The following is a 23,580-nucleotide window of genomic DNA, read 5'->3' on the forward strand; positions in this document are numbered from 1 at the left end:
GGACGCACCCCTCACACGTCCGGCCCCTCTATGCACGATGCCCCGCCGCCACCCCTCGACCGACAGGGCATCGGCCGTATCCCGTCTTTGCGCTGCTCAGCGCGCCGACACCTGACTCAACGACGCCCCGACGGGCGGGTTACGGACCCTCGCCAACATCGTCCGGACGATTGATGCCCGCCACGGCGCGGCCGGAATCCGCCCCACTCGACACTGAGTTGTGCATTACCGCACACCGTGCACCCGCTCGGTTGCCGGCGGTGCCTACCTCGCTAGGCTGCCGCCAATGGCCTGTTTCAACTGATGACAGGCGTCAAACTGTTTTCTGAACGCTGGTGGCGGCGCGACGGCGCGCCGCGGAGACGGGACGGGACGCGCAATCGTGGACCTGTACGAGTACCAGGGGCGGGACCTGTTCGAGCGGCACGGCTTGCCCGTGCTGGCCGGCGGCGTCGCCACTACCCCGGAAGAGGCCCGAGCGATCGCCGATCGCCTCGGCGGTCGCGTGGTCGTCAAGGCACAGGTGAAGGTCGGCGGCCGAGGTAAGGCTGGCGGCGTCAAGCTGGCCGAGGGCGCCGAGGAGACGGTGGCCCGCGCCACCGACATCCTCGGTATGGACATCAAGGGCCACACCGTCCACAAGGTCATGATCACGGTGACGGCGGACGTGGCCGAGGAGTACTACTTCTCGTACCTGCTCGACCGGGCGAACCGCACCTTCCTCTGCATCGCCAGCGTGGCCGGCGGTATGGACATCGAGCAGGTCGCCGCCGAGACCCCCGACCGCGTGGTCAAGGCGCCGATCGACGCGAACACCGGCGTCGACGAGGCCAAGGCGCGGGAGATCGTCACCGCCGCCGGTTTCCCGGCCGAGGTCGCCGACCAGGTCGTCGAAGTGGCCGTCGGCCTGTGGCAGGCGTTCGTCGCCGAGGACGCCACCCTGGTCGAGGTCAACCCCCTCGCGAAGAACGGCGACGGGCGGCTGCTGCTGCTCGACGCGAAGATCACGCTGGACGAGAACGCCGCGTTCCGGCACCCGGACCACGAGGCCCTGGTCGACCAGGCCGCCGTGGACCCGCTGGAGCAGGCCGCCAAGGCCAAGGACCTCAACTACGTCAAGCTCGACGGCGAGGTCGGCATCATCGGCAACGGCGCGGGTCTGGTCATGTCGACCCTCGATGTCGTCGCGTACGCCGGTGAGCGGCACGGCAACGTCAAGCCGGCCAACTTCCTCGACATCGGCGGCGGCGCGAGCGCCGCCGTGATGGCGAACGGGCTGGAGATCGTGCTCTCCGACCCGGCCGTGAAGAGCGTCTTCGTCAACGTCTTCGGCGGCATCACCGCCTGCGACGAGGTCGCCAACGGCATCATCCAGGCGCTCGCCCTGCTGGAGCAGCGCGGCGAGAAGGTCACCAAGCCGCTCGTCGTCCGGCTCGACGGCAACAACGCCGAGGCCGGCCGGGCGATCCTGGACGGCGCGAACAACCCGCTCGTACAGCGGGTGGACACCATGGACGGCGCGGCCGAGCGGGCCGCCGAGCTGGCAGCTGCGGGGGTCTGATCATGGCTATCTGGCTGACCAAGGACTCGAAGGTCATCGTTCAGGGGATGACCGGCTCCGAGGGCTCCAAGCACACCCGGCGGATGCTCGCCGCCGGCACCAACGTGGTGGGCGGCGTCAACCCGCGCAAGGCGGGCCAGAAGGTCGACTTCGACGGCACCGAGCTGCCGGTCTTCGCGTCCGTGGCGGACGCCATGGCCGAGACCGGGGCCGACGTCACGGTCATCTTCGTGCCGCCGCAGTTCACCAAGGCCGCCGTGGTCGAGGCGATCGACGCCGCGATTCCGTTGGCCGTGGTGATCACCGAGGGCGTGCCGGTGCACGACACCGCCGCGTTCTGGGCGTACAACCTCGCGCAGGGCGAGCGGACCCGGATCATCGGGCCGAACTGCCCCGGCATCGCCTCGCCGGGCGCCTCCAACGCCGGCATCATCCCGGCCGACATCACCGGCTCCGGCCGGATCGGCCTGGTCAGCAAGAGCGGCACGCTGACCTACCAGATGATGTACGAGCTGCGTGACATCGGCTTCTCCACCTGCGTCGGCATCGGCGGTGACCCGATCATCGGCACCACGCACATCGACGCCCTCAAGGCGTTCGAGGCCGACCCGGAGACCGACGCCATCGTGATGATCGGTGAGATCGGTGGCGACGCCGAGGAGCGGGCCGCCGAGTTCATCAAGGGCAACGTCACCAAGCCGGTGGTCGGCTACATCGCCGGCTTCACCGCGCCCCCCGGCAAGACCATGGGTCACGCCGGGGCGATCATCTCCGGCTCGGCCGGTACCGCCGAGGCGAAGCAGGCGGCGCTCGAAGCCGTCGGCGTCAAGGTCGGCAAGACGCCGACCGAGACCGCGAAGCTGATGCGGGAGATCATGTCCGGCAACTGAGCCGGGACGGCAACACCGAAGGGGTCGACCGGTTCTGGTCGGCCCCTTCGTCGTACCGCTGGATCAGTCGTTGTTCCAGAACGGGTAGTTGCCGGTGAGACGCAGGATCGAGCCGCCGATGATGTTGATCACGCCGAACGCGATGGCGAGGTAGCCGAGAACCGGCGACTGGCCGTTGCGCCGCGCGTCGCGCAGTGACAGGTAGCCGAAGATGATGCCGAGGATGCCGCAACAGATCAGGCCGAGGACGATGCCCAGCACGCCCCAGAGCGTGGTGCGGTCGCGTCCCCTGGCCGGCGGTGGTGGGGGCGGTGGGTATGCGGTCGTCACGGCTACCTCCGGGCGGTCGTGGGCGGCGGGCCCCGGGCCGCGACCGGCGAGCGAGACCCGGGCGGCGGCGACGGCCACCCCCTCTGGCCCGACGCTAGACCCGACGGGGCGGATCCGGCCCCGGTTCGCCCAACTCGCCGCCCTCCGGGGCGGGTTAACGGACTGCCACCGCCCGCGCGACGTGCCAGAGTAGAGCGGATGTCCCCCGTCACCCCTGACCCACCCAGCCGTGCCGGCGGCGTGCGCGCCGACGACCGGCCGGTCGACCGCGCCGCGCCCCGTCGGCGGGTTCCCGCGCCGCGTGCCGGTGGGTCGCCGCGTGGGCGTGCGCCGCTCGCCGTCGCCGCGGGGGTGGCCGCGGCCGGGGCGGCTCTCACCTCGTACCTGCCGGTCGCCATCGTGCTCGGCCTGGTCCAGCTCGGCGCGGACTCCACCACGCTGGGCGGCACCCTGCGCACCGCGCTGGCCGGTTGGCTGGTGGGGCACGGGGTGCCGCTGCACACCGAGGCGGGCCCGTTCGGGCTCGCCCCGCTGGCGCTCACCGTGCTCGCGCTCTGGCGACTGACCCGGGCCGGCGTGCACGTGAGCCGCGCGATCGGCGCCCGCGACACCCGCTCACCGCGCCGCGCGCTGATCGCCGCCGCAACGGTCGGTCTGGCGTACGCGCTGTTCGGCGCGCTCGCCGCGGTGCTGATCGGCGCGGGCGGGCCGCAGGTCTCTCCGGTGCGGGCGGCGGCCACGTTCGCGGTGGTCGGCACGCTCGGCGCGCTGGTCGGCGCGATCCGGATCACCGCTGTGACCCGGCTGCTCGTCACCCGGATACCCGGCCCGCTGCGCGACGGCGTACGCACCGGGCTGGTGGCCGCGCTCCTCCTGCTCGGGGCGGGCGCCGGCGCGGCCGGCCTGGCCGTGGCCATGGGCGGCGGTGACGCCGCGGACATGATCGGCGCGTACCGGACCGGAGTGGCCGGGCAGGCCGGGATCACCCTGGTCAGCGTGGCGTACGCGCCGAACGCCGCGGTCTGGTCGACCAGCTATCTGCTCGGGCCGGGCTTCGCGGTCGGCGTCGACACGGCCGTGCGCACCAGTGAGGTGTCGGTCGGCGCGCTGCCGGCCGTACCGTTGCTCGCTGGCCTGCCGCGCGGCCCGGTGGACGGCCTCGGCGCCCTGCTGCTCGCGGTGCCGGTGCTGGCCGGGATGGTCGCCGGCTGGTTGCTCGCCCGCCGGCTGGCCCGGTCCGCCGGGCCGGAGCGGCCGCCGCGGCGCTGGGTGGAACTGTTGGCGTCAGCGGCGCTGGCCGGGCCGGTGGCCGGCGTGCTGCTCGGCGTCGCCGCCGCGGCCTCCGGTGGGCCGCTCGGCGCGGGGCGGCTGGCGCAGCTCGGGCCGGTGGCCTGGCAGGTCGGCGCGGTGGCGGCCGGTGTCGTCGCGGTCGGCGCGCTGCTCGGCGCCGCCGCCACCCGGGTGCTCGCCCGGAGCCCGCGCGCCGCTCAACCACCGCCAGTACGCCCCGGAACCTGACCGGTCGACGTGGTGCGGAGACGGCGCGGGGCGCCCCGGACGGATCCGGAGCGCCCCGTCGGAGCAGGGTTTTCTCAGGGCTCGGTCGGCAGGTTGACGTTCGCCACGATGCTGAGGATGAACAGCAGGATGCCCAGGCCGACGCCGACCGCGCCGCAGATCAGGCCGGTCTTGGCCTGGCCGGCGTTGCTGGCCTGGCCCTGGGCGACCTTCTGCTTCGCGAGGTAACCGGTCACCACGCCCGCGATACCCACCGGGATGCCCAGGTAGAGGCAGCAGATCAGCGGGATCGACGCGATGCCGAGGATCATCGACACCAGGCCGAGGGTGTTGTTCTGGCCCTGCTGCTGCGGGTAACCGGCGTTCGGGTACGTCGGGGCGCCACCGTAGGGCTGCTGCTGGCCGTACGGGTCCTGCGGCTGCTGGCCGTACGGAGCCGCCGGCTGCTGGCCGTACGGCTGGCCCGAGGTGGGCTGGCCGTAGGGCTGACCCGAGGTGGGCTGCTGGCCGTACGGGGCGGCCGGCGGCGGGGCGTACGGGTCGTGCGGCGGCTGGGGTGCGGTCGGATCCTGGTTGGGCTGCTGGCCGTACGGGTCCTGACCGGGGTTGCCGGGCTGCATTCGAGAAGCTCCTTGGACTGGTTCCGTCAGTTGCTGCTGTTGTTCCCATCCATGATCGCGGTCAGACCACCTCAGGCACAGCACAGCAGCGTGACGACATACCGCGCATTATCCCCGATAACTGTGCACTCTGCCCGTCGGTCACTGTCACAGATCGGCGAAGCGCCCAACCGAGGGGCATCCTGACCTGCCCGATAGGGTGGCCCGGTGACCGAGCCCGCGTCCGCCGCCCGCATCGTCGTCCTCGTCTCCGGCTCCGGGAGCAACCTTCAGGCCCTGCTGGACGCCGCCGCCGATCCCGCGTACGGCGCACAGGTCGTCGCGGTCGGCGCGGACCGCGACGGCATCGCGGGCCTGGACCGTGCCGTGGCCGCGGGGGTGCCGACCTTCGTCGAGCGGGTCCGCGACCATGACAGCCGCCAGGACTGGGACCGTGCGCTCACCGCGCACGTCGCCAAGCACCAGCCCGACCTGGTCATCTCCGCCGGCTTCCTCAAGCTGGTCGGCCCGCACTTCCTCGCCGCCTTCGGCGACCGCTATCTGAACACCCACAACACCCTGCTGCCGGCGTTCCCCGGCATCCACGGCCCGCGCGACGCCCTCGCCTACGGCGTGAAGCTCACCGGGGCCACGCTCTTCTTCGTCGACGCCGGCATGGACACCGGGCCGATCGTGGCGCAGGTCGCGGTGCCGGTGCTCGATGACGACGACGTGGACGCGCTCACCGAGCGCATCAAGGAAGCCGAGCGGCGCCAACTCGTCGAGCAGGTCGGCCGTCTGGTCCGCGAAGGTTGGACCATCACCGGAAGGAAGGTCACGGTTCCGTGAGTCCCACTCAGGACGGACGTCGCCCGATTCGGCGGGCGCTGGTCAGCGTCTACGACAAGACCGGGTTGGTCGAGCTGGCCCAGGCCCTGCACGCGGCCGGTGTGGAGATCGTCTCTACCGGCAGCACGGCGGGCGCCATCGCCGCCGCCGGGGTGCCGGTGACGCCGGTGGAGACGGTGACCGGGTTCCCCGAGGTGCTCGACGGCCGGGTGAAGACCCTGCACCCGAAGGTGCACGCCGGTCTCCTCGCCGACCTGCGCAAGGACACCCACGTCGCCCAGCTCGACGAGCTGGGGGTGGCCGCGTTCGACCTGCTGGTCTCCAACCTCTACCCGTTCCAGGCGACCGTCGCCTCCGGCGCCGGTGTCGAGGAGTGCGTGGAGCAGATCGACATCGGTGGCCCGGCCATGGTGCGAGCCGCCGCCAAGAACCACGCCTCGGTCGCGGTGCTCACCGACCCGGCCGGCTATCCGGCACTGCTCGGCGCGCTCGACGAGGGCGGGTTCACCCTGGCCCAGCGTCGCGCGCTCGCCGCCCGCGCGTACGCCGACATCGCCGAGTACGACGTGGCCGTCGCCCAGTGGTGCGCCCGCGAGCTGGCCCCGGCCGACGACTCCTGGCCGGCGTTCGCCGGGTCGGCGCTGCGCAAGTCGACGGTGCTGCGCTACGGGGAGAACCCGCACCAGCCGGCCGCGCTCTACACGGACCCGGACGCCCCGGCGGGGCTGGCCCAGGCCGAGCAGTTGCACGGCAAGGAGATGTCCTACAACAACTACGTCGACGCGGACGCCGCCTGGCGGGCCGCGAACGACTTCGCCGACCAGCCGGCCGTGGCGATCATCAAGCACGCCAACCCGTGTGGCATCGCGGTGGGCGCGGACGTGGCCGAGGCGCACCGCAGGGCGCACGCCTGTGACCCGGTGTCGGCGTTCGGCGGCGTGATCGCGGTCAACCGCCCGGTCTCGGTCGAGCTGGCCCGGCAGGTGGCCGAGATCTTCACCGAGGTGGTCGTCGCGCCCGGCTTCGACGAGGGCGCGGTCGAGGTGTTGCAGGGCAAGAAGAACATCCGGCTGCTGCGCGCGCCGGCCTGGACCCCGGCGAACCTCGAGTGGCGGCCGGTGACCGGTGGCGTGCTGACCCAGGTCGCCGACCGGGTGGACGCCTCCGGCGACGACCCGGCCAACTGGCAGTTGGCGACCGGCGAGGCCGCGGACGAGGAGCTGCTGCGTGACCTCGCGTTCGCCTGGCGGGCCGTCCGCGCGGTGAAGAGCAACGCGATTCTGCTCGCCAAGGACGGCGCGACCGTCGGCGTCGGCATGGGTCAGGTCAACCGGGTCGACTCGGCGCAGCTCGCGGTCAGCCGCGCCGGCGCCGACCGCGCCCGCGGCTCGGTGGCCGCCTCGGACGCGTTCTTCCCGTTCGCCGACGGCCCGCAGATCCTCATCGACGCCGGCGTCCGCGCCATCGTGCAACCCGGCGGCTCGATCAGAGACGAAGAAGTCATCGAAGCCGCCAAGAAGGCCAACGTAACGATGTACCTGACGGGAACCCGCCACTTCTTCCACTGACCCTCGTCGGCACCCCGTCGATCATGAAGTTATTGCCCTGACACGCCGATCCGCAGGGCAATAACTTCATGATCAACCGGCGGAGGGCCGGGGGTCAGGCCGTGGTTGGGGAGCGGAGTTCGGCGAAGTGGCAGGCGGACGGGTGCGGGTCCGCCGCCCTCGGGACCGTTTTTGGGTCCTCGACCGCGCAGATGTCCTGGGCCTTCCAGCAGCGGGTGCGAAAGTGGCAGCCGCTCGGCGGGTCGGCCGGGCTGGGCACGTCGCCGACCAGCCGGATCATGGTGCGCTGGTCGCGTACCTCCGGGTCCGGCACCGGCACGGCCGAGAGCAGCGCCTGGGTGTACGGGTGGGTGGCGCGCTCGTAGATCTCGTCCTCGGTGCCGATCTCGACGATCCGACCGAGGTACATGACCGCCACCCGGTCGGCGATATGCCGCACCACGGACAGGTCGTGGGCGATGAAGATGTACGACAGCCCGAACTCGTCCTGGAGCTGCTCCAGCAGGTTGATCACCTGGGCCTGGATGGAGACGTCCAGCGCGGAGACCGGCTCGTCGCAGACGATGATCTCGGGCCGCAGCGCGAGCGCGCGGGCGATGCCGATGCGCTGACGCTGACCGCCGGAGAACTGGTGCGGGTACCGGTTGATGTGCTCCGGGTTGAGCCCGACGACGTCCAGCAGCTCCTGGACCCGCTTCTGCTTACTGCCCTTCGGCGCGGCGTCGCGGTGGATCTCGAACGGCTCACCGATGATGTCGCCGACCGTCATCCGCGGGTTCAGCGAGGTGTACGGGTCCTGCATGACCATCTGCATGTTGCGGCGCAGCCGGCGCAGTTCGCCGCCGGAGGCCTCGAACAGGTCCCTGCCCTCCAGGGTGGCCCGCCCGGAGGTGGGTGTCTCCAGCCGCATGAGCAGCCGGGCGAGGGTGGACTTGCCGCAGCCGGATTCGCCGACCACGCCCAGCGTCTCGCCCCGGCGCAGCTCGAAGCTCACGCCGTCGACGGCCTTGACGGCGCCGATCTGCCGCTGGAACAGCACACCCTGACTGATCGGGAAGTGCTTCACCAGATTGTCGACGGAGAGGATGGTCTCGCCCCGGACCTTGGTGGAGCTAGCGGGCGCTGTCATCACGAACCTCCTGCGCGAAGTGGCAAGCGCTGGTCCGGCCGTCGCCGAGGACCAGGTCGTGCGGCACCACGTCCAGGCAGACCTGCTGCACGTACGGGCACCGGGGGTGGAACGGGCAGCCGGAGGGGATGCGCATCAGGTTCGGTGGCAAACCCCTGATCGTCGACAGCTTCTGGCCGCGGACGTCCATCCGCGGGATCGACTCCAACAAACCCTTGGTGTACGGGTGTGCCGGCGCCTTGTAGAGCGAGCGGACGTCGGCGTGCTCGACGATGCGACCCGCGTACATGACCGCGATCCGGTCCGCGACGCCGGCGACCACACCCAGGTCGTGGGTGATCAGGATCATCGCCATGTTGAGGTCGCGGCGCAGGTCGGCCAGCAGGTCCATGATCTGGGCCTGCACGGTGACGTCGAGCGCGGTGGTGGGTTCGTCGGCGATCAGCACCTTCGGGTCCAGCGCCAGCGCCATGGCGATCATGACGCGTTGCCGCATGCCGCCGGAGAACTGGTGCGGGTAGTCGCCGATCCGCTTGGCGGCACCCGGGATCTTGACCAGGTCCATCAGCTCGACGGCCCGGCGGCGAGCGTCGCCCCGGGACATGCCGGAGCGCTGGCGCAGCGTCTCGCCGATCTGCCAGCCGACCGGAAAGACCGGGTTCAGCGCGGAGAGCGCGTCCTGGAAGATCATCGCGATCTCCTTGCCGCGGACCTGCCGGCGCTGCTCCTCGGATGCCGTGAGCAGGTCCTGACCTCGGTAGAGGATCTGGCCGGAGCGGACGAACGCGGGCGGCGTGTCCAGGATGCCCATGATCGCCTGGGCGGTGACTGACTTGCCCGAGCCGGATTCGCCGAGCACCGCGAGGGTCTCCCCGGCGTCCAGGTGGTACGACACGCCGTTGATGACCTGGGCCACGCCCTCGTTGGTCCGGAACTCGACGTGCAGATCCTTCAGTTCCAACAGGTGGCCGCCCTCGGGGGTGGCGGAGGCGGGCGTGGGTTCGACGGTGGAGTGGGTCATCAGAGAGTCACCGCAGCTTCGGGTCGAAGGCGTCACGGATCGCGTCGCCGAGCATGATGAACGCCAGCACGGTCAGCGCGAGGAAGGCCGACGGGACGATCAGCGGGGTCGCCGCCTCCCGCATGTGGATCCGGCCGGTGTCGATGTCCTGGCCCCACGAGATGGTCGGCGCCTTCAGGCCGATGCCCAGGAAGGAGAGCGTGGCCTCGGCCGCGATGAACGAGCCGAGCGCGATGGTCAGCACCACGATGGCCGGGGCCAGTGAGTTCGGCAGGATGTGCCGCCACATGATCCGACCGTTGCCGGCGCCGAGCATCCGGGCCGCCGCCACGTAGTCCTGCTCCTTGGCAGTGATCACCGAGGAGCGGACGACGCGGGCCGCCGTGGTCCAGCCGAGGACGGCCAGCACGAAGATCACCGCGGCGATCCGGGCGGCATCGCTGTGGCTGGACACTCGCTTGAGCAGCACGATCGCGGCCAGCAGCAGTGGGATGCCGAGCACCACGTCGATCACCCGGGAGAGCACCGCGTCGACCCAACGGCCGAAGTACCCGGCCAGCATGCCGACCGCAAGCGCGATCAACCCGGTGCCGAGCGCGGCGAGCGCGCCGACCAGCAGCGAAGCACGGGTGCCGTAGACCGCCCGGGAGTACGTGTCGCAGCCCTGGAAGTCGTACCCGAAGATGGCTCCGCCGGACGGCCCGGCGTGCTGCCGGGAGAGCAGGCAGTCCCTCGGGTTGTTGGTGGTGAACACGCCGGGGGCCAGAGCCATCAGTGTGAGGATGACGACCAGTGTCAGCGAGACCCAGAAGATCGGGTTGCGGCGCAGGTCGCGCCAGGCGTCCCCGGCCAGGCTGCGCGGCTTCTGCGGTGCGCCGATCTGGTTCGGTGCGCCGGGCTCGCCCGAGGGCCCACGGCGAGCGGCCTGGTTCTCGGTGGCCGCCACGGTTTCAAAGTCACTCATGCCGGCACCCCGCTGCATTCGATGCCGGCAGGAGAGCCCAGGCACGCTGCGCTGATGATTCGTTCGCTGCGCTCACGCATAGCGGATCCTCGGGTCGAGTACGGCGTACAGGACGTCCACCGCCAGGTTCGAGACCAGGTAGACCACGACGAGCACGCTGACGATGCCCACCACCAGGGGGCCGTCCTCGGTGCGGATGCCGCGGAAGAGGTTGAAGCCAATGCCGGGGATGTTGAAGACGCCTTCGGTGATGATCGCGCCGCTCATCAGGTTGCCCAGCTCCACACCGAGGAAGGTGACCACCGGGATGAGCGAGTTGCGCAGCACGTGGACGGTGACGATGCGGCGTTTGACCAGGCCTTTGGATCGGGCGGTGCGGACGTAGTCGGCGCGGAGGTTCTCCGCCACCGAGGTACGGGTCAGCCGCAGCGCGGTGGCCAGCGACAGCGAGCCGAGCACGATGCCCGGCAGCAGCAGCGCGTAGAACGTCGGCTGGGAGCCGGCGGTGGGCGGGAAGAGTTGCCACTTGACGCCCAGGAAATACTGCGCGAGCGGCGCCAGCACGATGGTCGGGATGCCCAGCACCAGCAGGGTCAGCACCAGCGTCGAGTTGTCGAAGATGCTGCCCCGGCGGATGCCGGCCACCACACCGGCGGTGACCCCGACGATGATCGCCACGGCGAGCGCGATGAGCGCGAGTTTCACGGTGACCGGCCAGGCGGCCTGCAGGATATCGCCGATCTGGCGGCCGGTCAGTGACTGGCCGAGGTCGCCCTGGAGCAGGTTCTTGACGTAGTCGAAGTAGCGGTAGAAGAAGCCGCCGACGCCGGTGGCGTCCAGGTGGTACTTCTCCGTCAGGTAGGCCCGCTGGGCTGCGGTCACCGGTCGTTCGCCCGCGAGGGCCTGGATGGGGTCGCCCTGGCCGGCGAACATCAGCGCGTAGACGATCAGGGTGGTCCCGAAGAACGCCAGGACCATCTGCAGTAGGCGCCGCAAGATGTAGCGGAACATGCTTAGCAGTCTCTCCGGAAATATGCGAAAGGGTCGCAGGACGGCATCTCTGGTCGTACCCGATATATCCGAGACGTTCCGTCGGGCCCGGGGGACGCCGGCGCCACTGACGCCGGGTCCGCGTGAGCGGCCCGGCCCGGGACAGCGCGGTCCGGGGCCACCCGAGCATCGTCGCCCGGGTGGCCCGCACCATGGTCAGCTCAGCTGGCCGCTTCGATCTTGACGAGGTTGACCCGCTGGAACAGGTCCATCTCGACGTTCTTGACCTTGGACGAGTGGCCGAACACGTTCTCGCCGAAGCGGAGCGGGATCACCGGCATGTCCTTGGCCAGGATGTCCTCCGCCTGCTGGTACTTGACGATCGCCTCGTCCTGCGTCTTGGCCGCGGAACCCTCCTTGACGAGCTTGTCGAACTCCGGGTTGCTGTAGCCGTAGTAGTTCGACGAACCGTTGGTGGTGTACAGCGGGCCGAGGTAGTCCTCCATGGTCGGGTAGTCCATGACCCAGCCCAACCGGAAGACACCCACCGACTGCTTCTTCTCGACCTTGGTCAGCAGGTCGGCGAACTTCGGCTCGGCCGAGCCGACGACCTCGACGCCCAGGTTGGCCTTCAGTTGGTTGGCCGTGGCGTCGACCCAGTCCTTGTGACCGCCGTCGCCGTTGTAGGAGATGACGATCTTCGACGGACCACCGGCGGCCTGGTAGAGCTTCTTGGCCTCGGTCGGGTTGAACTCGCCGGCCGCGCCCGTGGTGTTCTCCCGGTAGCCCGGCAGGACCGGCGAGACGAAGGAGCGCGCCGACTGCTGCGAGCCCTTGAAGACCGACGTGGTGATCTCGTCCCGGTCGATCGCCATCGAGATGGCCTTACGCACGTCCGGGTTGCTGTACGCCTTGTCGAACGTCGGGAACGCGAGGAACTGGAACGACGACATCGGGCTGGTCTGGTACCGGTCGCCCAGGTCGGTCGGGGCGTTGCTCAGGCTCTCGGTCGGGATCGTGGGCAGCACGTCCAGGTTGTCGCCCAGGACGTCCGCGTAGGCCGCGGAAAGCTGCTGGTAGACCCGGAACTCGACGCCGTTCACCTTGGGCTTCTCGCCCGGGTACGCGTCGTACCGCTCGAGGTCGATCTTGGAGTCGTGCTGCCAGGTGCCCTTCATCTTGAACGGGCCCTGACCGATCGGCGCCTGCTCGTACGAGTCCTTGAGCACGCCCGGGGCCGAGAACGCGGCGTCCGGCAGCGGGAAGAACGCGGTGTAGCCGAGCATCGTCTTGAAGTCGATGTACGGCTCGGACAGCGTCACGGTGAAGGTGAGGTCGTCGACCTTCTTCAGCCCGGACATCGTCTGGGCCTTCGGCTTCTCGCCCTGGACGTCCTGGTAGCCGGCGATCTTCTCGAAGAAGAAGGCGCCGCCCTGGCCGTTGGGCGCGTACGCGCCGTAGTTCCAGGCGTTGACGTAGTCCTCGGACGTGACCTTCTCACCGTTGTGGAAGGTGAAGCCGTCCTTGAGCTTGATCGTCCAGACCTTGTTGTCCGGCGACGTCACCGACTCGGCCGCGACCTCGTACGGCTTGTTCTGCGCGTCGTAGTCCACGAGCGGGCTGAACAGGCCGGCGAGCACCTGCGCGCCCGACGTTTCGGTGGTGTTCGTCGGAACCAGGTGCTGCGGCTCGCCGATCTGGATGCTGACGGCCGCGTTGGGGTCACTGCTGCCGGATCCGCCGTTTCCGCCGCTGCCGCAGGCCGCAAGGCCCAGCGTCACCGCGAGCGGGAGGGCGGTCCAGGCAGCGAGTCTACGAACTCGCATTGAGCCTCCTCATCTCCTCACGCTGCGCAGTCAAGCCCGACGCTGGGTTTACGCTGCGCAACAAGCGGCAACGGTAGGTCGCGTACCGGCCGTCGACAACGGCGCGGTTGCGGGCGCGTAACGGTCCGAGGACGCATTCCTTGCAGGGCGCGGTCCCGCGTGCTACCCCAAACCGGACGCACGTTTCTGGCCTGCGCATTCGTCCACGAGGGCCGAGAGTCCTGTCGCCTTCTGGGAGGGACTCGATCCCCTTCGGTGGGTTGTCCGGTCCCGACCCGCTTCCCGGTTTGCGACCGTTTTCGCGGTGACGAGTCGCGCCCAGTGTCACTCACAGTGATGATAGACACGTAACTCATCGTTACCGTTGGCGGAATGACGGGGCCTCGGTGGCCGGCCGCGATGAGGTCTCCGGAACGGCAGGTGCCGGACATGAGACGATCTGGTGGTGACGGCGACGCTTCTGGACGGCAAGGCGACCGCGGCGGAGATCAAGGACGAGCTGCGGATACGGGTGAAGGCTCTCGCGGAGCGCGGCATCACCCCCGGGCTCGGCACGGTCCTGGTCGGGGCCGACCCGGGCAGCCAGGCGTACGTCAACGGCAAGCACCGTGACTGCGCCGAGGTGGGTATCGCCTCGATCCGCCGGGAGCTGCCGGCCGACGCCACCCAGCAGCAGGTCGACGACGTCCTGGCCGAGCTGAACGCCGACCCGGCGTGCCACGGCTACATCGTCCAGCTGCCGCTGCCCGCCCACCTGGACACCCAGCGTGTGCTGGAGCTGATCGACCCGGCCAAGGACGCCGACGGCCTGCACCCGGTCAACCTGGGCCGCCTCGTCCTCGGCTACGACGGCCCGCTGCCCTGCACCCCGCGCGGCATCGTCGAGCTGCTCCGGCGCCACGACGTGGCGCTGCGCGGCGCCACCGTGGCGGTCGTCGGCCGGGGCAACACCGTCGGCCGTCCGCTCGGCCTGCTGCTCACCCGTCGCAGCGAGAACGCCACCGTCACCCTGTGCCACACCGGCACCCTCGACCTCGCCTCGCACACCCGGGCCGCCGACATCGTCATCGTCGCGGCCGGCGTACCGGGGCTGCTGACCGCCGACATGATCAACCCGGGGGCGGTCGTCGTGGACGTCGGCATCACCCGGGTGATCGGCCCGGACGGCAAGGGCCGCTACACCGGCGACGTCAACCCGGAGGTGGCCGAGACGGCCGGCGCGCTGGTTCCGATGCCCGGCGGCGTCGGTCCGATGACCCGCGCGATGCTGCTGACCAACGTCGTGGAGCGCGCCGAGCGCGGCTGACGCGTCGACGCTGCCCAACGAGTGCCGTTCGTGTCTGTCCGGTCATAACTGTCCGCCCCTGGCCGGATCGGTGCCAGGATGGCTGATACGGTCCGGAAAACCGACTGGTATCAGGGAGTGGGACGACCATGGGTAAGAAGGTCACTGTCGTCGGGGCTGGCTTCTACGGCTCCACCACCGCACAGCGCCTGGCCGAGTACGACGTCTTCGACACCGTTGTGATCACCGACATCGTGGAGGGCAAGCCCGCGGGCCTCGCGCTCGACCTCAACCAGTCGCGGGCCATCGAGGGCTTCGAAACCAAGGTCGTCGGGGTGACCACCGGCCCGAACGGCGAGGGCTACGAGGCCATCGAGGGCTCCGACGTCGTCGTCATCACCGCTGGCCTGCCCCGCAAGCCGGGCATGAGCCGGATGGACCTGCTGGAGACCAACGCCAAGATCGTGCGGCAGGTCGCCGAGAACGTGGCCAAGTACGCCCCCAGCGCCGTCGTCATCGTCGTCTCCAACCCGCTGGACGAGATGACCGCCCTGGCGCAGATCGCCACCCAGTTCCCCAAGAACCGGGTGCTCGGCCAGGCCGGCATGCTCGACACCGCCCGGTTCAGCAACTTCGTCGCCGAGGCGCTGAACGTGCCGGTGGCGTCGGTCCGGACGCTGACCCTGGGCTCGCACGGCGACACCATGGTCCCGGTGCCGTCCAAGAGCACCGTCAACGGCAAGCCGCTGCGTGAGGCGATGCCGGCCGAGCAGATCGAGGAGCTGGTCGTCAAGACCCGCAACGGTGGCGCCGAGGTGGTCGCGCTGCTCAAGACCGGTTCGGCGTACTACGCCCCGTCCGCCGCCGCGGCCCGGATGGCGAAGGCCGTGGCCGAGGACTCCGGCGACGTCATGCCGGTCTGCGCCTGGGTCGACGGCGAGTACGGCATCTCCGGCGTCTACCTGGGTGTCGAGGCCGAGATCGGCGCCGACGGTGTCCGTCGGGTCGTCGAGACCGACCTGGACGCCGACGAGCGGGCCAGCCTCCTGGCCGCCGCCGAGGCCGTCCGCGCCAAGCAGGGCGACATCTCCAGCATGTAATCCGTACCCAACCCGTAGGAGGGCGCGTCGGCAGAGCCGACGCGCCCTCCTACGTTTCCACCCCGCCCGCCCCGATGATCAACCCGGCCCACCGGCCCACCGGCCCACCGGCCCACCGGCCCACCGGCCCACCGGCCCCACTCCCGGTGATCATGAAGTTATTGCTCACTCACGCGCCGTGTCGGGGCAATAACTTCATGATCGACGAGGTGGGGGTGGGGTGGGGAGGGGAGGGGGAAGGGTGAGGGGTTGGGGGTGGGGGTGAACGGGGTGGAGAGGTGGGGGGTGGCTAGCACGGTGGGGGAGTGGGTGCGCAGGGCGGTCAGGCGGGAGGCGCGCGCTTCGTCGGGGTCTTCCTCGTGGGCGTACGCCAGGGTGGGGTCGATCAGTTGCACCAGGTGCACCAGGAGGTCACCGGTGAGCAGCATCCGCTCGTCGGCCGCTGTCAGGAGCACCGACTGGTGGCCGGGGGTGTGCCCGGGAGTGGGCAGCAGTCGTACCGCAGGGGTCAGGGTTGTTTCGCCGTCGACCACCCGGAGTTGGCCGGCGGCGCGCAACGGCGCGACCAGCCCGGCCGGTAGCCCCGGGTTGATCGTCTTCGCCGCCTCCAGTTCGGTGCGCTGGAGCAGGTAGCTGGCGTTCGGGAAGTACGGCCGGCCCGGTGTGCCGGTGACCGCCCAGCCGATGTGGTCGCTGTGCAGGTGGGTCAGCACGACCGTGTCGACGTCGGCCGGGTCGATGTCGGCGGCGGCCAGTTCGGCGGGCAGCCGACCGGGCACCGGCGCCCAGCTCGCAGCGGGTGCGTCGGTCGGGCCGATCCCGGCGTCGACAAGGATGACCGGCCCGTCACCCGAGCGAATCGCGAAGCTGCGAAACGGCAGCCACCACCGCCCGTCAGCGGTGACCGAGGCGGGGTCGCGGCGGTCGGCCTCCTCCCACTGGGCCGCTGTGGCGTGCGGAAACGCCTCTTCGCGGGGCTGGAAGAAGGCGCCCTCGCCGTCGGTGAGCGCGGTAACCGTGATAGACCCGAGGGTGCGGCTCAGTGGCATCGAGCGATGGTGTCAGGGAACTGCTGTGGCGTGCAGCCCGGTTTTCACCGGTCGGTCGAGGCCGGCTGAGGGCTGCCGGTCTAATTGCAGTACGCTCGTACTGCTTGAGCACGTGTCCCCCGAGAGGAGCGCCGGCCGATGGCGAAGATCAAGGTAAACAACCCGGTCGTGGAGCTCGACGGCGACGAGATGACCCGGATCATCTGGAAGCAGATCCGGGAGCAGCTGATCCTGCCCTACCTCGACGTCGACCTGCACTACTACGACCTGTCGATCCAGTACCGCGACGAGACCGACGACCAGGTCACCATTGACGCCGCCAACGCCATCAAGGAGCACGGCGTCGGCGTCAAGTGCGCGACCATCACCCCGGACGAGGCCCGGGTCGAGGAGTTCGGCCTGAAGAAGATGTGGCGGTCGCCCAACGGCACCATCCGCAACATCCTCGGCGGCGTCGTCTTCCGCGAGCCGATCATCATGTCCAACGTGCCGCGGCTGGTCCCCGGCTGGACCAAGCCGATCATCATCGGCCGGCACGCCCACGGTGACCAGTACAAGGCCACCGACTTCGTCGTCCCCGGCCCGGGCACGGTGACCATCACCTACACCCCGGCCGACGGCGGCGAGCCGATGGAGATGGAGGTCGCCAACTTCCCCGGCGGCGGCATCGCCATGGGCATGTACAACTACGACGAGTCGATCCGGGACTTCGCCCGGGCCTCGTTCCGGTACGGCCTGGACCGCAACTACCCGGTCTACATGTCGACCAAGAACACCATCCTCAAGGCGTACGACGGCCGGTTCAAGGACATCTTCGCCGAGGTGTTCGAGACCGAGTTCAAGGCGGAGTTCGACGCCGCCGGCCTCACCTACGAGCACCGGCTCATCGACGACATGGTCGCCGCCGCGCTCAAGTGGGAGGGCGGGTACGTCTGGGCCTGCAAGAACTACGACGGTGACGTGCAGTCCGACACCGTGGCGCAGGGCTTCGGCTCGCTGGGTCTGATGACCTCGGTCCTGCTCTCCCCGGACGGCCGTACCGTCGAGGCCGAGGCCGCGCACGGCACTGTCACCCGGCACTACCGGCAGTACCAGAAGGGCGAGAAGACCTCGACCAACCCGATCGCGTCGATCTACGCCTGGACCCGGGGCCTGGCCCACCGGGGCAAGCTGGACGGCACGCCGGCGGTCACCGAGTTCGCCAACACCCTGGAGCAGGTCATCATCGACACCGTCGAGGGCGGCCAGATGACCAAGGACCTCGCGCTGCTCATCTCGCGCGACGCCCCGTGGCTGACCACCGACGAGTTCATGAACGCGCTCGACGAGAACCTGGCCCGCCGTCTCGCCGCCTGATTCGACCGCACCAGCATCGGAGCCCGTCGGCACCCGCCGGCGGGCTCCGGCGTGTCTGCCGGCTGACACACCTGCGGCGTCACCCGGCCTCGTGCGCCTCGTTGACCAGGGTGGACGAGATGCCAGTCGCGTCCGAGGAAGGTTGACCGCGGTCGACCGCGGAATGCGTGCCGATCAGCCAGCCTTCCCGGCTGTGTCGAGCACAGCCAGCCGTCCCTTCCCTGCGGGGGGCCCTGTCCCGGGCCCCCCGCGCCCTGTTCCCCGCGCGCTTGTTCTCGCGCGCGGCAGGCGTTAGGAAGGGACCCTTTCTATGCACGAGGCGTTAACAAGGGGCCCTTCCTTCAGGCGGCGCGGAGCAGCTCGGCGGCGCGCTCGGGGGAGATGTCGTTGATGAAGACGCCCATCCCCGACTCGGAGCCGGCCAGGTACTTCAGCTTGTCCTTTGCCCGCCGGATGCTGAACAGCTGAAGGTGCAGGTGGCCCAGCTCGCGGTCGATCCGCACCGGTGCCTGGTGCCACGCCGCGATGTAGGGCATCGGCATGTCGAACAGGCCGTCGAAGCGGCGCAGCAGATCCAGGCAGAGCGGCCCGAAGGCGTCCCGTTCGCCGTCGGTGAGCGCCGGGATGTCCGGCACCACGCGCCGCGGCGCGACATGCACCTCGAACGGCCAGCGGGCCGCCGCCGGCACGAACGCCGTCCAGTGGTCGTTCTCGGTGACCACCCGCTCGCCGGTCGCGCGTTCGGCGGCCAGCACGTCCGCGTACAGGTTGCCCCCGCCGGTCCGCTCGGCGTGCCGGCGGGCCGCGGCCAGCAGCGCCCGGGTGCGCGGCGTCACGAAGGGGTACGCGTAGATCTGCCCGTGCGGGTGGTGCAGCGTGACACCGATCTCGACGCCCCGGTTCTCGAAGCAGAACACCTGCTCCACGCCGGGCAGCTCGCCGAGCACCTCGGTCCGGTCGGCGAGCGCGTCCAGCACGGTGCGGACGCGACGCGGCGGGAGGCTGGCGAAGGAGGCGTTGTGGTCGGAGGTGAAGCAGACCACCTCGCACCGGCCCACGCCCGGCCGGACCGGCGTGAAGGGAGTGATCTCCCCGGGCTCGTCGGCGACGCGGCCGCTCAGCGAGGGGAACCGGTTCTCGAAGACCACCACGTCGTAGTCCGGCGAGGGGATCTCGGTCAGCCGGTCGCCCGCCGACGGGTCGAGGGGGCACTCGTTCGCCGGCGGGAGGAAGGTGCGGGTCTGCCGGTGCACGGCCACGGCCACCCACTCGTCGGTCAGCGGGTCGTAGCGCAGTTGCGACGCGGGTGGCGGCGGCGGCAGGTCACGGCGGTCCGGCTGGTCGCGGACGGCGTCGTCGTTCTCGTCGAAGTAGATCAGCTCCCGGCCGTCGGCCAGGTCGATCGCGGTGCGCTTCACGTCGCCGTCTCCTCACTCGTCGGCGTGCGCGTCGCGCGGCCCGCCCTTGTTGCCCTTGCCATGATCAATTCGCCCACCTGTTCGCCGAGTACCCGTCGTGCGGGCGGAGGCAACGCCTCGTCGCTGACCAGCACGTGGGCTGCCGCCAGCTCGACGATCGAGGAGATGCCCACGGTGCCCCACTTTGTGTGGTCGGCGAGCACCACCAGCCGGTCCGCCGCGGCCACCAGCGCCCGGTCGATCTCCGCCTCCATGAGGTTCGGGGTGGTGAAGCCGGCCCGCTCGGTGATCCCGTGGACGCCGAGGAAGAGCAGGTCCAGGTGCAGCCGCCGGACGGCCCCGACCGCGAGCGGGCCGACCAGCGCGTCCGACGGTGTCCGTACGCCGCCGGTGAGCACCACCGTCTGGTCGGGTCGGCCTGCGCCGTGCAGGATCTCGGCCACCGGCAGCGAGTTGGTCACCACAGTCAGGCCGGGAACGTCCACCAGGCGGCGGGCCAGTTCGGCGGTGGTCGTGCCGGCGGAGAGGGCGACCGCCGCACCGGGCCGGACGAGCCGCGCCGCCCGGTCCGCGATCGCGGCCTTCTCCGGCAGTTGACGAACCGACTTGGCGTCAAAGCCCGGCTCGTCGGTCGAGCTGGGGCCGGCCGCGGTGGCGCCGCCGTGCACCTTGGCCAGCAGGCCGCGCTCGTGCAGGGCCTCCAGGTCGCGGCGAATGGTCATGTCGGAGACGCCGAACTCGGTCGCCAGGTCGGTCACTCGAACGCCGCCGGAGGACCGGACCCGATCCAGGATGGCCGACTGCCGCTGCTGAGCGAGCATCCGCCGTGCCTCCCAGGGGTCCACGTACTCTCACGCGGTCGAACGTGTTCCAACAAAGATGAACACTAGCGCGTGCCTGGAACCGGCGGAAGGAAAGGGGTGGAACGACGCCTCAGGCCGACTGGATCTTCAACTCCACCCAGCCGCTCTCGGTCAGGTGGTGCAGCACGGCCTGCACCGCGTCCGCGACGCTCAGGTGGGTGGTGTCGAGCACCAGGTCCGCATCCGTCGGCTCCTCGTACGGGTCGTCGATGCCGGTCATGCCGGTGAGCAGACCGGCGCGGGCGCGCGCGTACAGGCCCTTGCGGTCCCGCTGCTCGCACACCTCCAGCGGCGTCGCGACGTGCACCAGCACGAAGCCCGCCCCGGCGGCCAGAGCCATCTCCCGCGCCGTCGCCCGGGCCGCCGCGTACGGGGCGATCGGGCAACAGATGCCCACCCCGTGGTGCCGGGCGATCTCGGCCGCCACCCAGCCGATCCGCCGGACGTTGAGATCCCGGTCGGCCTTGCTGAAGCCCAGCCCGGCGGAGAGCTCCCGCCGTACCACGTCACCGTCGAGCAGGGTCACCGTCCGGTCGCCGCTCTCCCGCAGCGCGTCGGCCAGCCCGCGGGCGATGGTGGACTTGCCGGAACCGGAGAGGCCGGTCAGGAAGACCACCAGCCCTCGGTGCCGGCGCGGCGGCCGGGCCCGGGCCAACTCCCTCGCCACCGCCGGAGGCGTGTGCCACTCGGGCAGCGGGAAGCCCCGGTCGAGCAGGTCGTCGATCTCGTCCTGGGTGAGCGCGAGGCGGCGGTTACGCGGCGGGATGTCCTCCCGCCAGCGCCACTGCCCGTCCCGGTTGTCGTACGCCAGCTCGCGCGGCACCAGCACCCGCAGCCCGGCGCCGGAGAGCATGTCCCCGGTCGAGAGCAGGTGGGTGACCCCGTACGCGGCGGAGACGCGCGCACGCAGCAGAGCGTCGCTGATCTCGTCCCGGCGGTGCGACAGCGGCACGGCTACCAGGGTGGCCGGGGGCATCCGGTCCCGGGCGGCGAAGATCGTACGCACCAGCGCCTCCGGTGCGAGCCCGCCGACACCGCCCTCGCCGACCGGGATCATCACCAGCAGGTGCGCGGCCAGGGTGCGGGCGGCGTGCGCGATCTGGGCGAGCTGCGGTCGGTGCAGCGGACGGTCGGCGATGACCCCGAGCACCCGACCCGGCGGCAGCAGCGCGCGGACCTCCTCCGGGCTGCGCCGCAACCGCTGGAACGGGCCGTGACCGCCCTCGCCGAGCCGGCGGAGCTGGCCACCCAGGCCCGCCACGCCCTCGCGTACCGGCCAGACGTCCGCGACGTCCAGGGCGGCGGCCGGCGCCCCCTCGCCGTCGGTCAGCACCAGGGCCCGGCGGGCCGGGTCGCGCGGGTCGAAGCCCTGCGCCAGCGCGGCCGGCACCTGCAGGGTCACCGGAACCTGCCACGGCGTGCCGTCGGCCAGCCGGCCGCGTCGGCTCACCGACACCAGGTCGGCGCGGGTCATGAAGCCGGTCAGGGGGGCGTACGCGCCGGTCAGCAGCAGCTCCAGATCCGCGAGCTCACCGGGACGCGGCGTGTACGCCGGCGCGTCCCGGAGCACCTCGTCGGGCAGCACCCAGCCGTTGCTCATCCACACCCCCCACTCGCTGACCGGCACACAGTTTCGCAGCCGACCGCCGATCGGTCGAGGCCGCCACTCCACGACCCGGACGGTCGGCTCAGCGGCGGACCCGGCGACCCACCGCCGACCGCAGCCAGTTCCAGACCTTCCGCTCGTCGCGGATTCGCGGACGCGCGCCGTCGGCCGGGCAGATGAAGAGCAGCGGCAGCCGCGCGTCCTCGGTTCACCCGGCGTTGGTGATCCGTGCCTTGAGGAGCCAACTACCCCGCGTACGACCGCCGTTGAGGGCGCGGAAGTCGATCGTGGTGGTCGCGCGGTGCACCAGGTGGACGGTCTCCGCACCGGCAGGGCTGGCGACCCGCTCGGTCTGGAACTGCACCGGCAGGAAGATCTCGTCGCCGGTCTCCCGGCGGCGGGCGACCACGTCGAGGCGGGCCTTGCGGACCTGCGCGGTGGAGTCGAGCACGTCGGGGGAGATCTCACCGACCGGAAGCACCAGCACGTCGCGCCCGTCGTCGGCGCGGAACCCGATGGGCTCGTCCGCGGAGCGTAGCTCGGCGGCAACGGTGACCGTGACGGCGTACTGGTCCGGCTGGACTTCGTCGATCCGGCCGTGCCCGGCGATGCCCGACTCCCACCGGGCCAGCCGCCGCAGGTCCTCGACCCGTCCCCGCTCGGCCAGGTACGCCACGGCCCGTTGCAGCGGCGGCAGGCCGGCGGCGACCCCGTGGGCGAACCGCTCCTGGATGATCTTCTGGATCTCGGCGGCGACCTGGTCCACCCAGTCGTGGGGAGCCTCCAGCAGCCGCTTGCCGCGCAGCCGGTTGATCATCTCGTTGCGCAGCCACCGCCGGTGCAGGCGGTCGCGCAGCGGGCCCGGTTCGGTGTGGGCGTCGACGATGTCCAGCGCGTCGCGCACGCTCGCGAAGTAGCTCGACGGCTCCAGCCGCGCCGCGGTGACGTTGCGGGCGTCGGCCCGCTGCGCGTGGTGATAGCAGGTGTAGTCGGACAGCACGCAGGTGCGGCGGGACAGGAAGTAGGCCCGTACGACCAGGGAGTGGTCCTCGAGCCGCCGCTTGCCGCCCTCGGGGAACCGCAGCCCGTGCTCGTTGAGGAAGGAGCGGCGGAACAGCTTGTGGCAGGTCAGGCTGTCGATCAGCGGGGCGTTCGCCAGGGTGGCCTCGAAGCGGTTCTTGTGGAACAGCTCCCGGGGCACACCGCGCCCGTGCCCGGCCATCTTGCCGATCACCAGGTCCGCGTCGTACGTCTTCGCGCAGTCGTAGAGCCGTTCGAGCGCCTGGTCGGCGAACCAGTCGTCGTCGTCGGCGAAGAAGACGTACTCACCGCGGGCCCGCTCGATGCCGAGGTTGCGGGGGCGCGACGGCCAGCCCGAGTTCTCGATGTGCACCACGTGGATGTGCGGATGCTTGGCGGCAAGCTCGTCCAGCCGCTTGCCCGTGTCGTCGGTGGACCCGTCATCGACGAAGATCGCCTCGAACTCGTCGGCCGGTAGCGACTGGCGCAGCAGCGACGCCACCAGCTTCTCGATGTGCGGGCCGCAGTTGTACGCGGGCACCACGACACTCACCTTGGGGACGCCAACCTCGACCATCACGATCCTTCCCGCTTTGGCGGTCGAATATCCCCCGGAACACTGCCCGGTGAACGGGAAG

General features: G+C 70.7%; 20 protein-coding genes. 8 read left to right on the top strand and 12 right to left on the bottom strand.

Annotated features, from left to right (window positions below; all coding sequences use genetic code 11):
* The first annotated feature begins 382 nt into the window (after positions 1-382).
* On the top strand, positions 383-1,561 hold the full coding sequence (sucC, locus tag OG505_RS31370) for an ADP-forming succinate--CoA ligase subunit beta (RefSeq protein ID WP_405429561.1): 1,179 nt from the start codon (positions 383-385) through the stop codon (positions 1,559-1,561).
* Positions 1,562-1,563: 2 nt separating this feature from the next.
* Positions 1,564-2,451, top strand: a complete 888-nt coding sequence (sucD, locus tag OG505_RS31375; RefSeq protein ID WP_405429562.1) for a succinate--CoA ligase subunit alpha — start codon at positions 1,564-1,566, stop codon at positions 2,449-2,451.
* Positions 2,452-2,514: 63 nt separating this feature from the next.
* Here sucD and OG505_RS31380 read toward each other — a convergent pair whose 3' ends face one another.
* Positions 2,515-2,781 carry a DUF4190 domain-containing protein gene (locus tag OG505_RS31380; protein ID WP_355247036.1) on the bottom strand — a complete coding sequence of 89 codons (267 nt, stop codon included), beginning with the start codon at positions 2,779-2,781 and terminating at the stop codon, positions 2,515-2,517.
* Positions 2,782-2,979: 198 nt separating this feature from the next.
* Between OG505_RS31380 and OG505_RS31385 the strand changes: the two genes are divergently transcribed.
* The gene (locus OG505_RS31385; protein WP_405429563.1) at positions 2,980-4,299 is read left to right on the top strand and encodes a DUF6350 family protein; all 1,320 of its coding nucleotides are present in this window, start codon (positions 2,980-2,982) and stop codon (positions 4,297-4,299) included.
* A 74-nt stretch (positions 4,300-4,373) separates the two neighbouring features.
* On the opposite strand, the gene OG505_RS31390 is transcribed toward OG505_RS31385, so the two are convergent.
* Complete coding sequence (locus OG505_RS31390; RefSeq protein WP_405429564.1) at positions 4,374-4,919, bottom strand: DUF4190 domain-containing protein; 546 nt, start codon at positions 4,917-4,919, stop codon at positions 4,374-4,376.
* 207 nt (positions 4,920-5,126) lie between these two features.
* On the opposite strand from OG505_RS31390, the gene purN reads away from it, so the two are divergent.
* The gene (purN, locus tag OG505_RS31395) at positions 5,127-5,747 is read left to right on the top strand and encodes a phosphoribosylglycinamide formyltransferase (RefSeq protein WP_405429565.1); all 621 of its coding nucleotides are present in this window, start codon (positions 5,127-5,129) and stop codon (positions 5,745-5,747) included.
* Positions 5,744-7,315 carry a bifunctional phosphoribosylaminoimidazolecarboxamide formyltransferase/IMP cyclohydrolase gene (gene purH / locus OG505_RS31400; protein ID WP_405429566.1) on the top strand — a complete coding sequence of 524 codons (1,572 nt, stop codon included), beginning with the start codon at positions 5,744-5,746 and terminating at the stop codon, positions 7,313-7,315. The genes purN and purH overlap by 4 nt, the downstream gene beginning before the upstream one ends.
* Before the next feature lie 94 nt (positions 7,316-7,409).
* Here the strand turns inward: purH and OG505_RS31405 are convergent, their stop codons facing one another.
* The 5 genes from OG505_RS31405 to OG505_RS31425 form a co-directional block, all read right to left on the bottom strand.
* Positions 7,410-8,444 (bottom strand): ABC transporter ATP-binding protein, encoded by a 1,035-nt coding sequence (locus OG505_RS31405; RefSeq protein ID WP_405429567.1) that lies wholly within the window; start codon positions 8,442-8,444, stop codon positions 7,410-7,412.
* The gene (locus OG505_RS31410; protein WP_405429568.1) at positions 8,428-9,465 is read right to left on the bottom strand and encodes an ABC transporter ATP-binding protein; all 1,038 of its coding nucleotides are present in this window, start codon (positions 9,463-9,465) and stop codon (positions 8,428-8,430) included. The genes OG505_RS31405 and OG505_RS31410 overlap by 17 nt, the downstream gene beginning before the upstream one ends.
* A gap of 7 nt (positions 9,466-9,472) precedes the next feature.
* Entirely contained in the window at positions 9,473-10,429 is a 957-nt protein-coding gene (locus tag OG505_RS31415; protein ID WP_405429569.1) for an ABC transporter permease, read from the bottom strand.
* Positions 10,430-10,501: 72 nt separating this feature from the next.
* Positions 10,502-11,440 carry an ABC transporter permease gene (locus tag OG505_RS31420; RefSeq protein ID WP_405429570.1) on the bottom strand — a complete coding sequence of 313 codons (939 nt, stop codon included), beginning with the start codon at positions 11,438-11,440 and terminating at the stop codon, positions 10,502-10,504.
* 200 nt (positions 11,441-11,640) lie between these two features.
* Positions 11,641-13,245 (bottom strand): ABC transporter substrate-binding protein, encoded by a 1,605-nt coding sequence (locus tag OG505_RS31425; protein ID WP_405429571.1) that lies wholly within the window; start codon positions 13,243-13,245, stop codon positions 11,641-11,643.
* A 445-nt stretch (positions 13,246-13,690) separates the two neighbouring features.
* On the opposite strand from OG505_RS31425, the gene OG505_RS31430 reads away from it, so the two are divergent.
* Together OG505_RS31430 and OG505_RS31435 are read left to right on the top strand one after the other, a co-directional pair.
* Positions 13,691-14,551 carry a bifunctional methylenetetrahydrofolate dehydrogenase/methenyltetrahydrofolate cyclohydrolase gene (locus OG505_RS31430; protein WP_405429572.1) on the top strand — a complete coding sequence of 287 codons (861 nt, stop codon included), beginning with the start codon at positions 13,691-13,693 and terminating at the stop codon, positions 14,549-14,551.
* A 128-nt stretch (positions 14,552-14,679) separates the two neighbouring features.
* Complete coding sequence (locus OG505_RS31435) at positions 14,680-15,630, top strand: malate dehydrogenase (protein WP_405429573.1); 951 nt, start codon at positions 14,680-14,682, stop codon at positions 15,628-15,630.
* Positions 15,631-15,788: 158 nt separating this feature from the next.
* Here OG505_RS31435 and OG505_RS31440 read toward each other — a convergent pair whose 3' ends face one another.
* On the bottom strand, positions 15,789-16,679 hold the full coding sequence (locus tag OG505_RS31440) for an MBL fold metallo-hydrolase (RefSeq protein ID WP_405429574.1): 891 nt from the start codon (positions 16,677-16,679) through the stop codon (positions 15,789-15,791).
* A gap of 138 nt (positions 16,680-16,817) precedes the next feature.
* Here OG505_RS31440 and OG505_RS31445 point away from each other — a divergent pair, with 138 nt between their 5' ends.
* Complete coding sequence (locus OG505_RS31445) at positions 16,818-18,035, top strand: NADP-dependent isocitrate dehydrogenase (protein ID WP_405429575.1); 1,218 nt, start codon at positions 16,818-16,820, stop codon at positions 18,033-18,035.
* 341 nt (positions 18,036-18,376) lie between these two features.
* Here OG505_RS31445 and galT read toward each other — a convergent pair whose 3' ends face one another.
* From galT to OG505_RS31465, 4 genes are all read right to left on the bottom strand, one after another.
* Positions 18,377-19,453 (bottom strand): galactose-1-phosphate uridylyltransferase, encoded by a 1,077-nt coding sequence (galT, locus tag OG505_RS31450; protein ID WP_405429576.1) that lies wholly within the window; start codon positions 19,451-19,453, stop codon positions 18,377-18,379.
* A complete protein-coding gene (locus tag OG505_RS31455) occupies positions 19,450-20,274 on the bottom strand; it encodes a DeoR/GlpR family DNA-binding transcription regulator (RefSeq protein WP_405429577.1) in 825 nt (274 codons plus the stop codon). Before OG505_RS31455 ends, galT begins: the two co-directional genes overlap by 4 nt.
* 112 nt (positions 20,275-20,386) lie before the next feature.
* Positions 20,387-21,916: an adenylyl-sulfate kinase gene (gene cysC / locus OG505_RS31460; RefSeq protein WP_405429578.1), complete on the bottom strand. Its 1,530-nt coding sequence runs from the start codon at positions 21,914-21,916 to the stop codon at positions 20,387-20,389.
* A 214-nt stretch (positions 21,917-22,130) separates the two neighbouring features.
* The gene (locus OG505_RS31465) at positions 22,131-23,519 is read right to left on the bottom strand and encodes a glycosyltransferase family 2 protein (RefSeq protein ID WP_405429579.1); all 1,389 of its coding nucleotides are present in this window, start codon (positions 23,517-23,519) and stop codon (positions 22,131-22,133) included.
* Positions 23,520-23,580: the final 61 nt, after the last annotated feature.

The organism is Micromonospora sp. NBC_00617 (assembly GCF_045161355.1).
Classification (GTDB): domain Bacteria; phylum Actinomycetota; class Actinomycetes; order Mycobacteriales; family Micromonosporaceae; genus Micromonospora.

Coding starts and splice junctions, on each gene's coding strand:
- sucD (WP_405429562.1), top strand. CDS start 1,564: ATGGCTATCTGGCTGACCAAGGACTCGAAGGTCATCGTTCAGGGGATG.
- OG505_RS31385 (WP_405429563.1), top strand. CDS start 2,980: ATGTCCCCCGTCACCCCTGACCCACCCAGCCGTGCCGGCGGCGTGCGC.
- OG505_RS31390 (WP_405429564.1), bottom strand. CDS start 4,919: ATGCAGCCCGGCAACCCCGGTCAGGACCCGTACGGCCAGCAGCCCAAC.
- OG505_RS31405 (WP_405429567.1), bottom strand. CDS start 8,444: ATGACAGCGCCCGCTAGCTCCACCAAGGTCCGGGGCGAGACCATCCTC.
- OG505_RS31410 (WP_405429568.1), bottom strand. CDS start 9,465: ATGACCCACTCCACCGTCGAACCCACGCCCGCCTCCGCCACCCCCGAG.
- OG505_RS31415 (WP_405429569.1), bottom strand. CDS start 10,429: ATGAGTGACTTTGAAACCGTGGCGGCCACCGAGAACCAGGCCGCTCGC.
- OG505_RS31420 (WP_405429570.1), bottom strand. CDS start 11,440: ATGTTCCGCTACATCTTGCGGCGCCTACTGCAGATGGTCCTGGCGTTC.
- OG505_RS31425 (WP_405429571.1), bottom strand. CDS start 13,245: ATGCGAGTTCGTAGACTCGCTGCCTGGACCGCCCTCCCGCTCGCGGTG.
- OG505_RS31435 (WP_405429573.1), top strand. CDS start 14,680: ATGGGTAAGAAGGTCACTGTCGTCGGGGCTGGCTTCTACGGCTCCACC.
- OG505_RS31440 (WP_405429574.1), bottom strand. CDS start 16,679: ATGCCACTGAGCCGCACCCTCGGGTCTATCACGGTTACCGCGCTCACC.
- OG505_RS31445 (WP_405429575.1), top strand. CDS start 16,818: ATGGCGAAGATCAAGGTAAACAACCCGGTCGTGGAGCTCGACGGCGAC.
- OG505_RS31455 (WP_405429577.1), bottom strand. CDS start 20,274: ATGCTCGCTCAGCAGCGGCAGTCGGCCATCCTGGATCGGGTCCGGTCC.
- cysC (WP_405429578.1), bottom strand. CDS start 21,916: ATGAGCAACGGCTGGGTGCTGCCCGACGAGGTGCTCCGGGACGCGCCG.
- OG505_RS31465 (WP_405429579.1), bottom strand. CDS start 23,519: ATGGTCGAGGTTGGCGTCCCCAAGGTGAGTGTCGTGGTGCCCGCGTAC.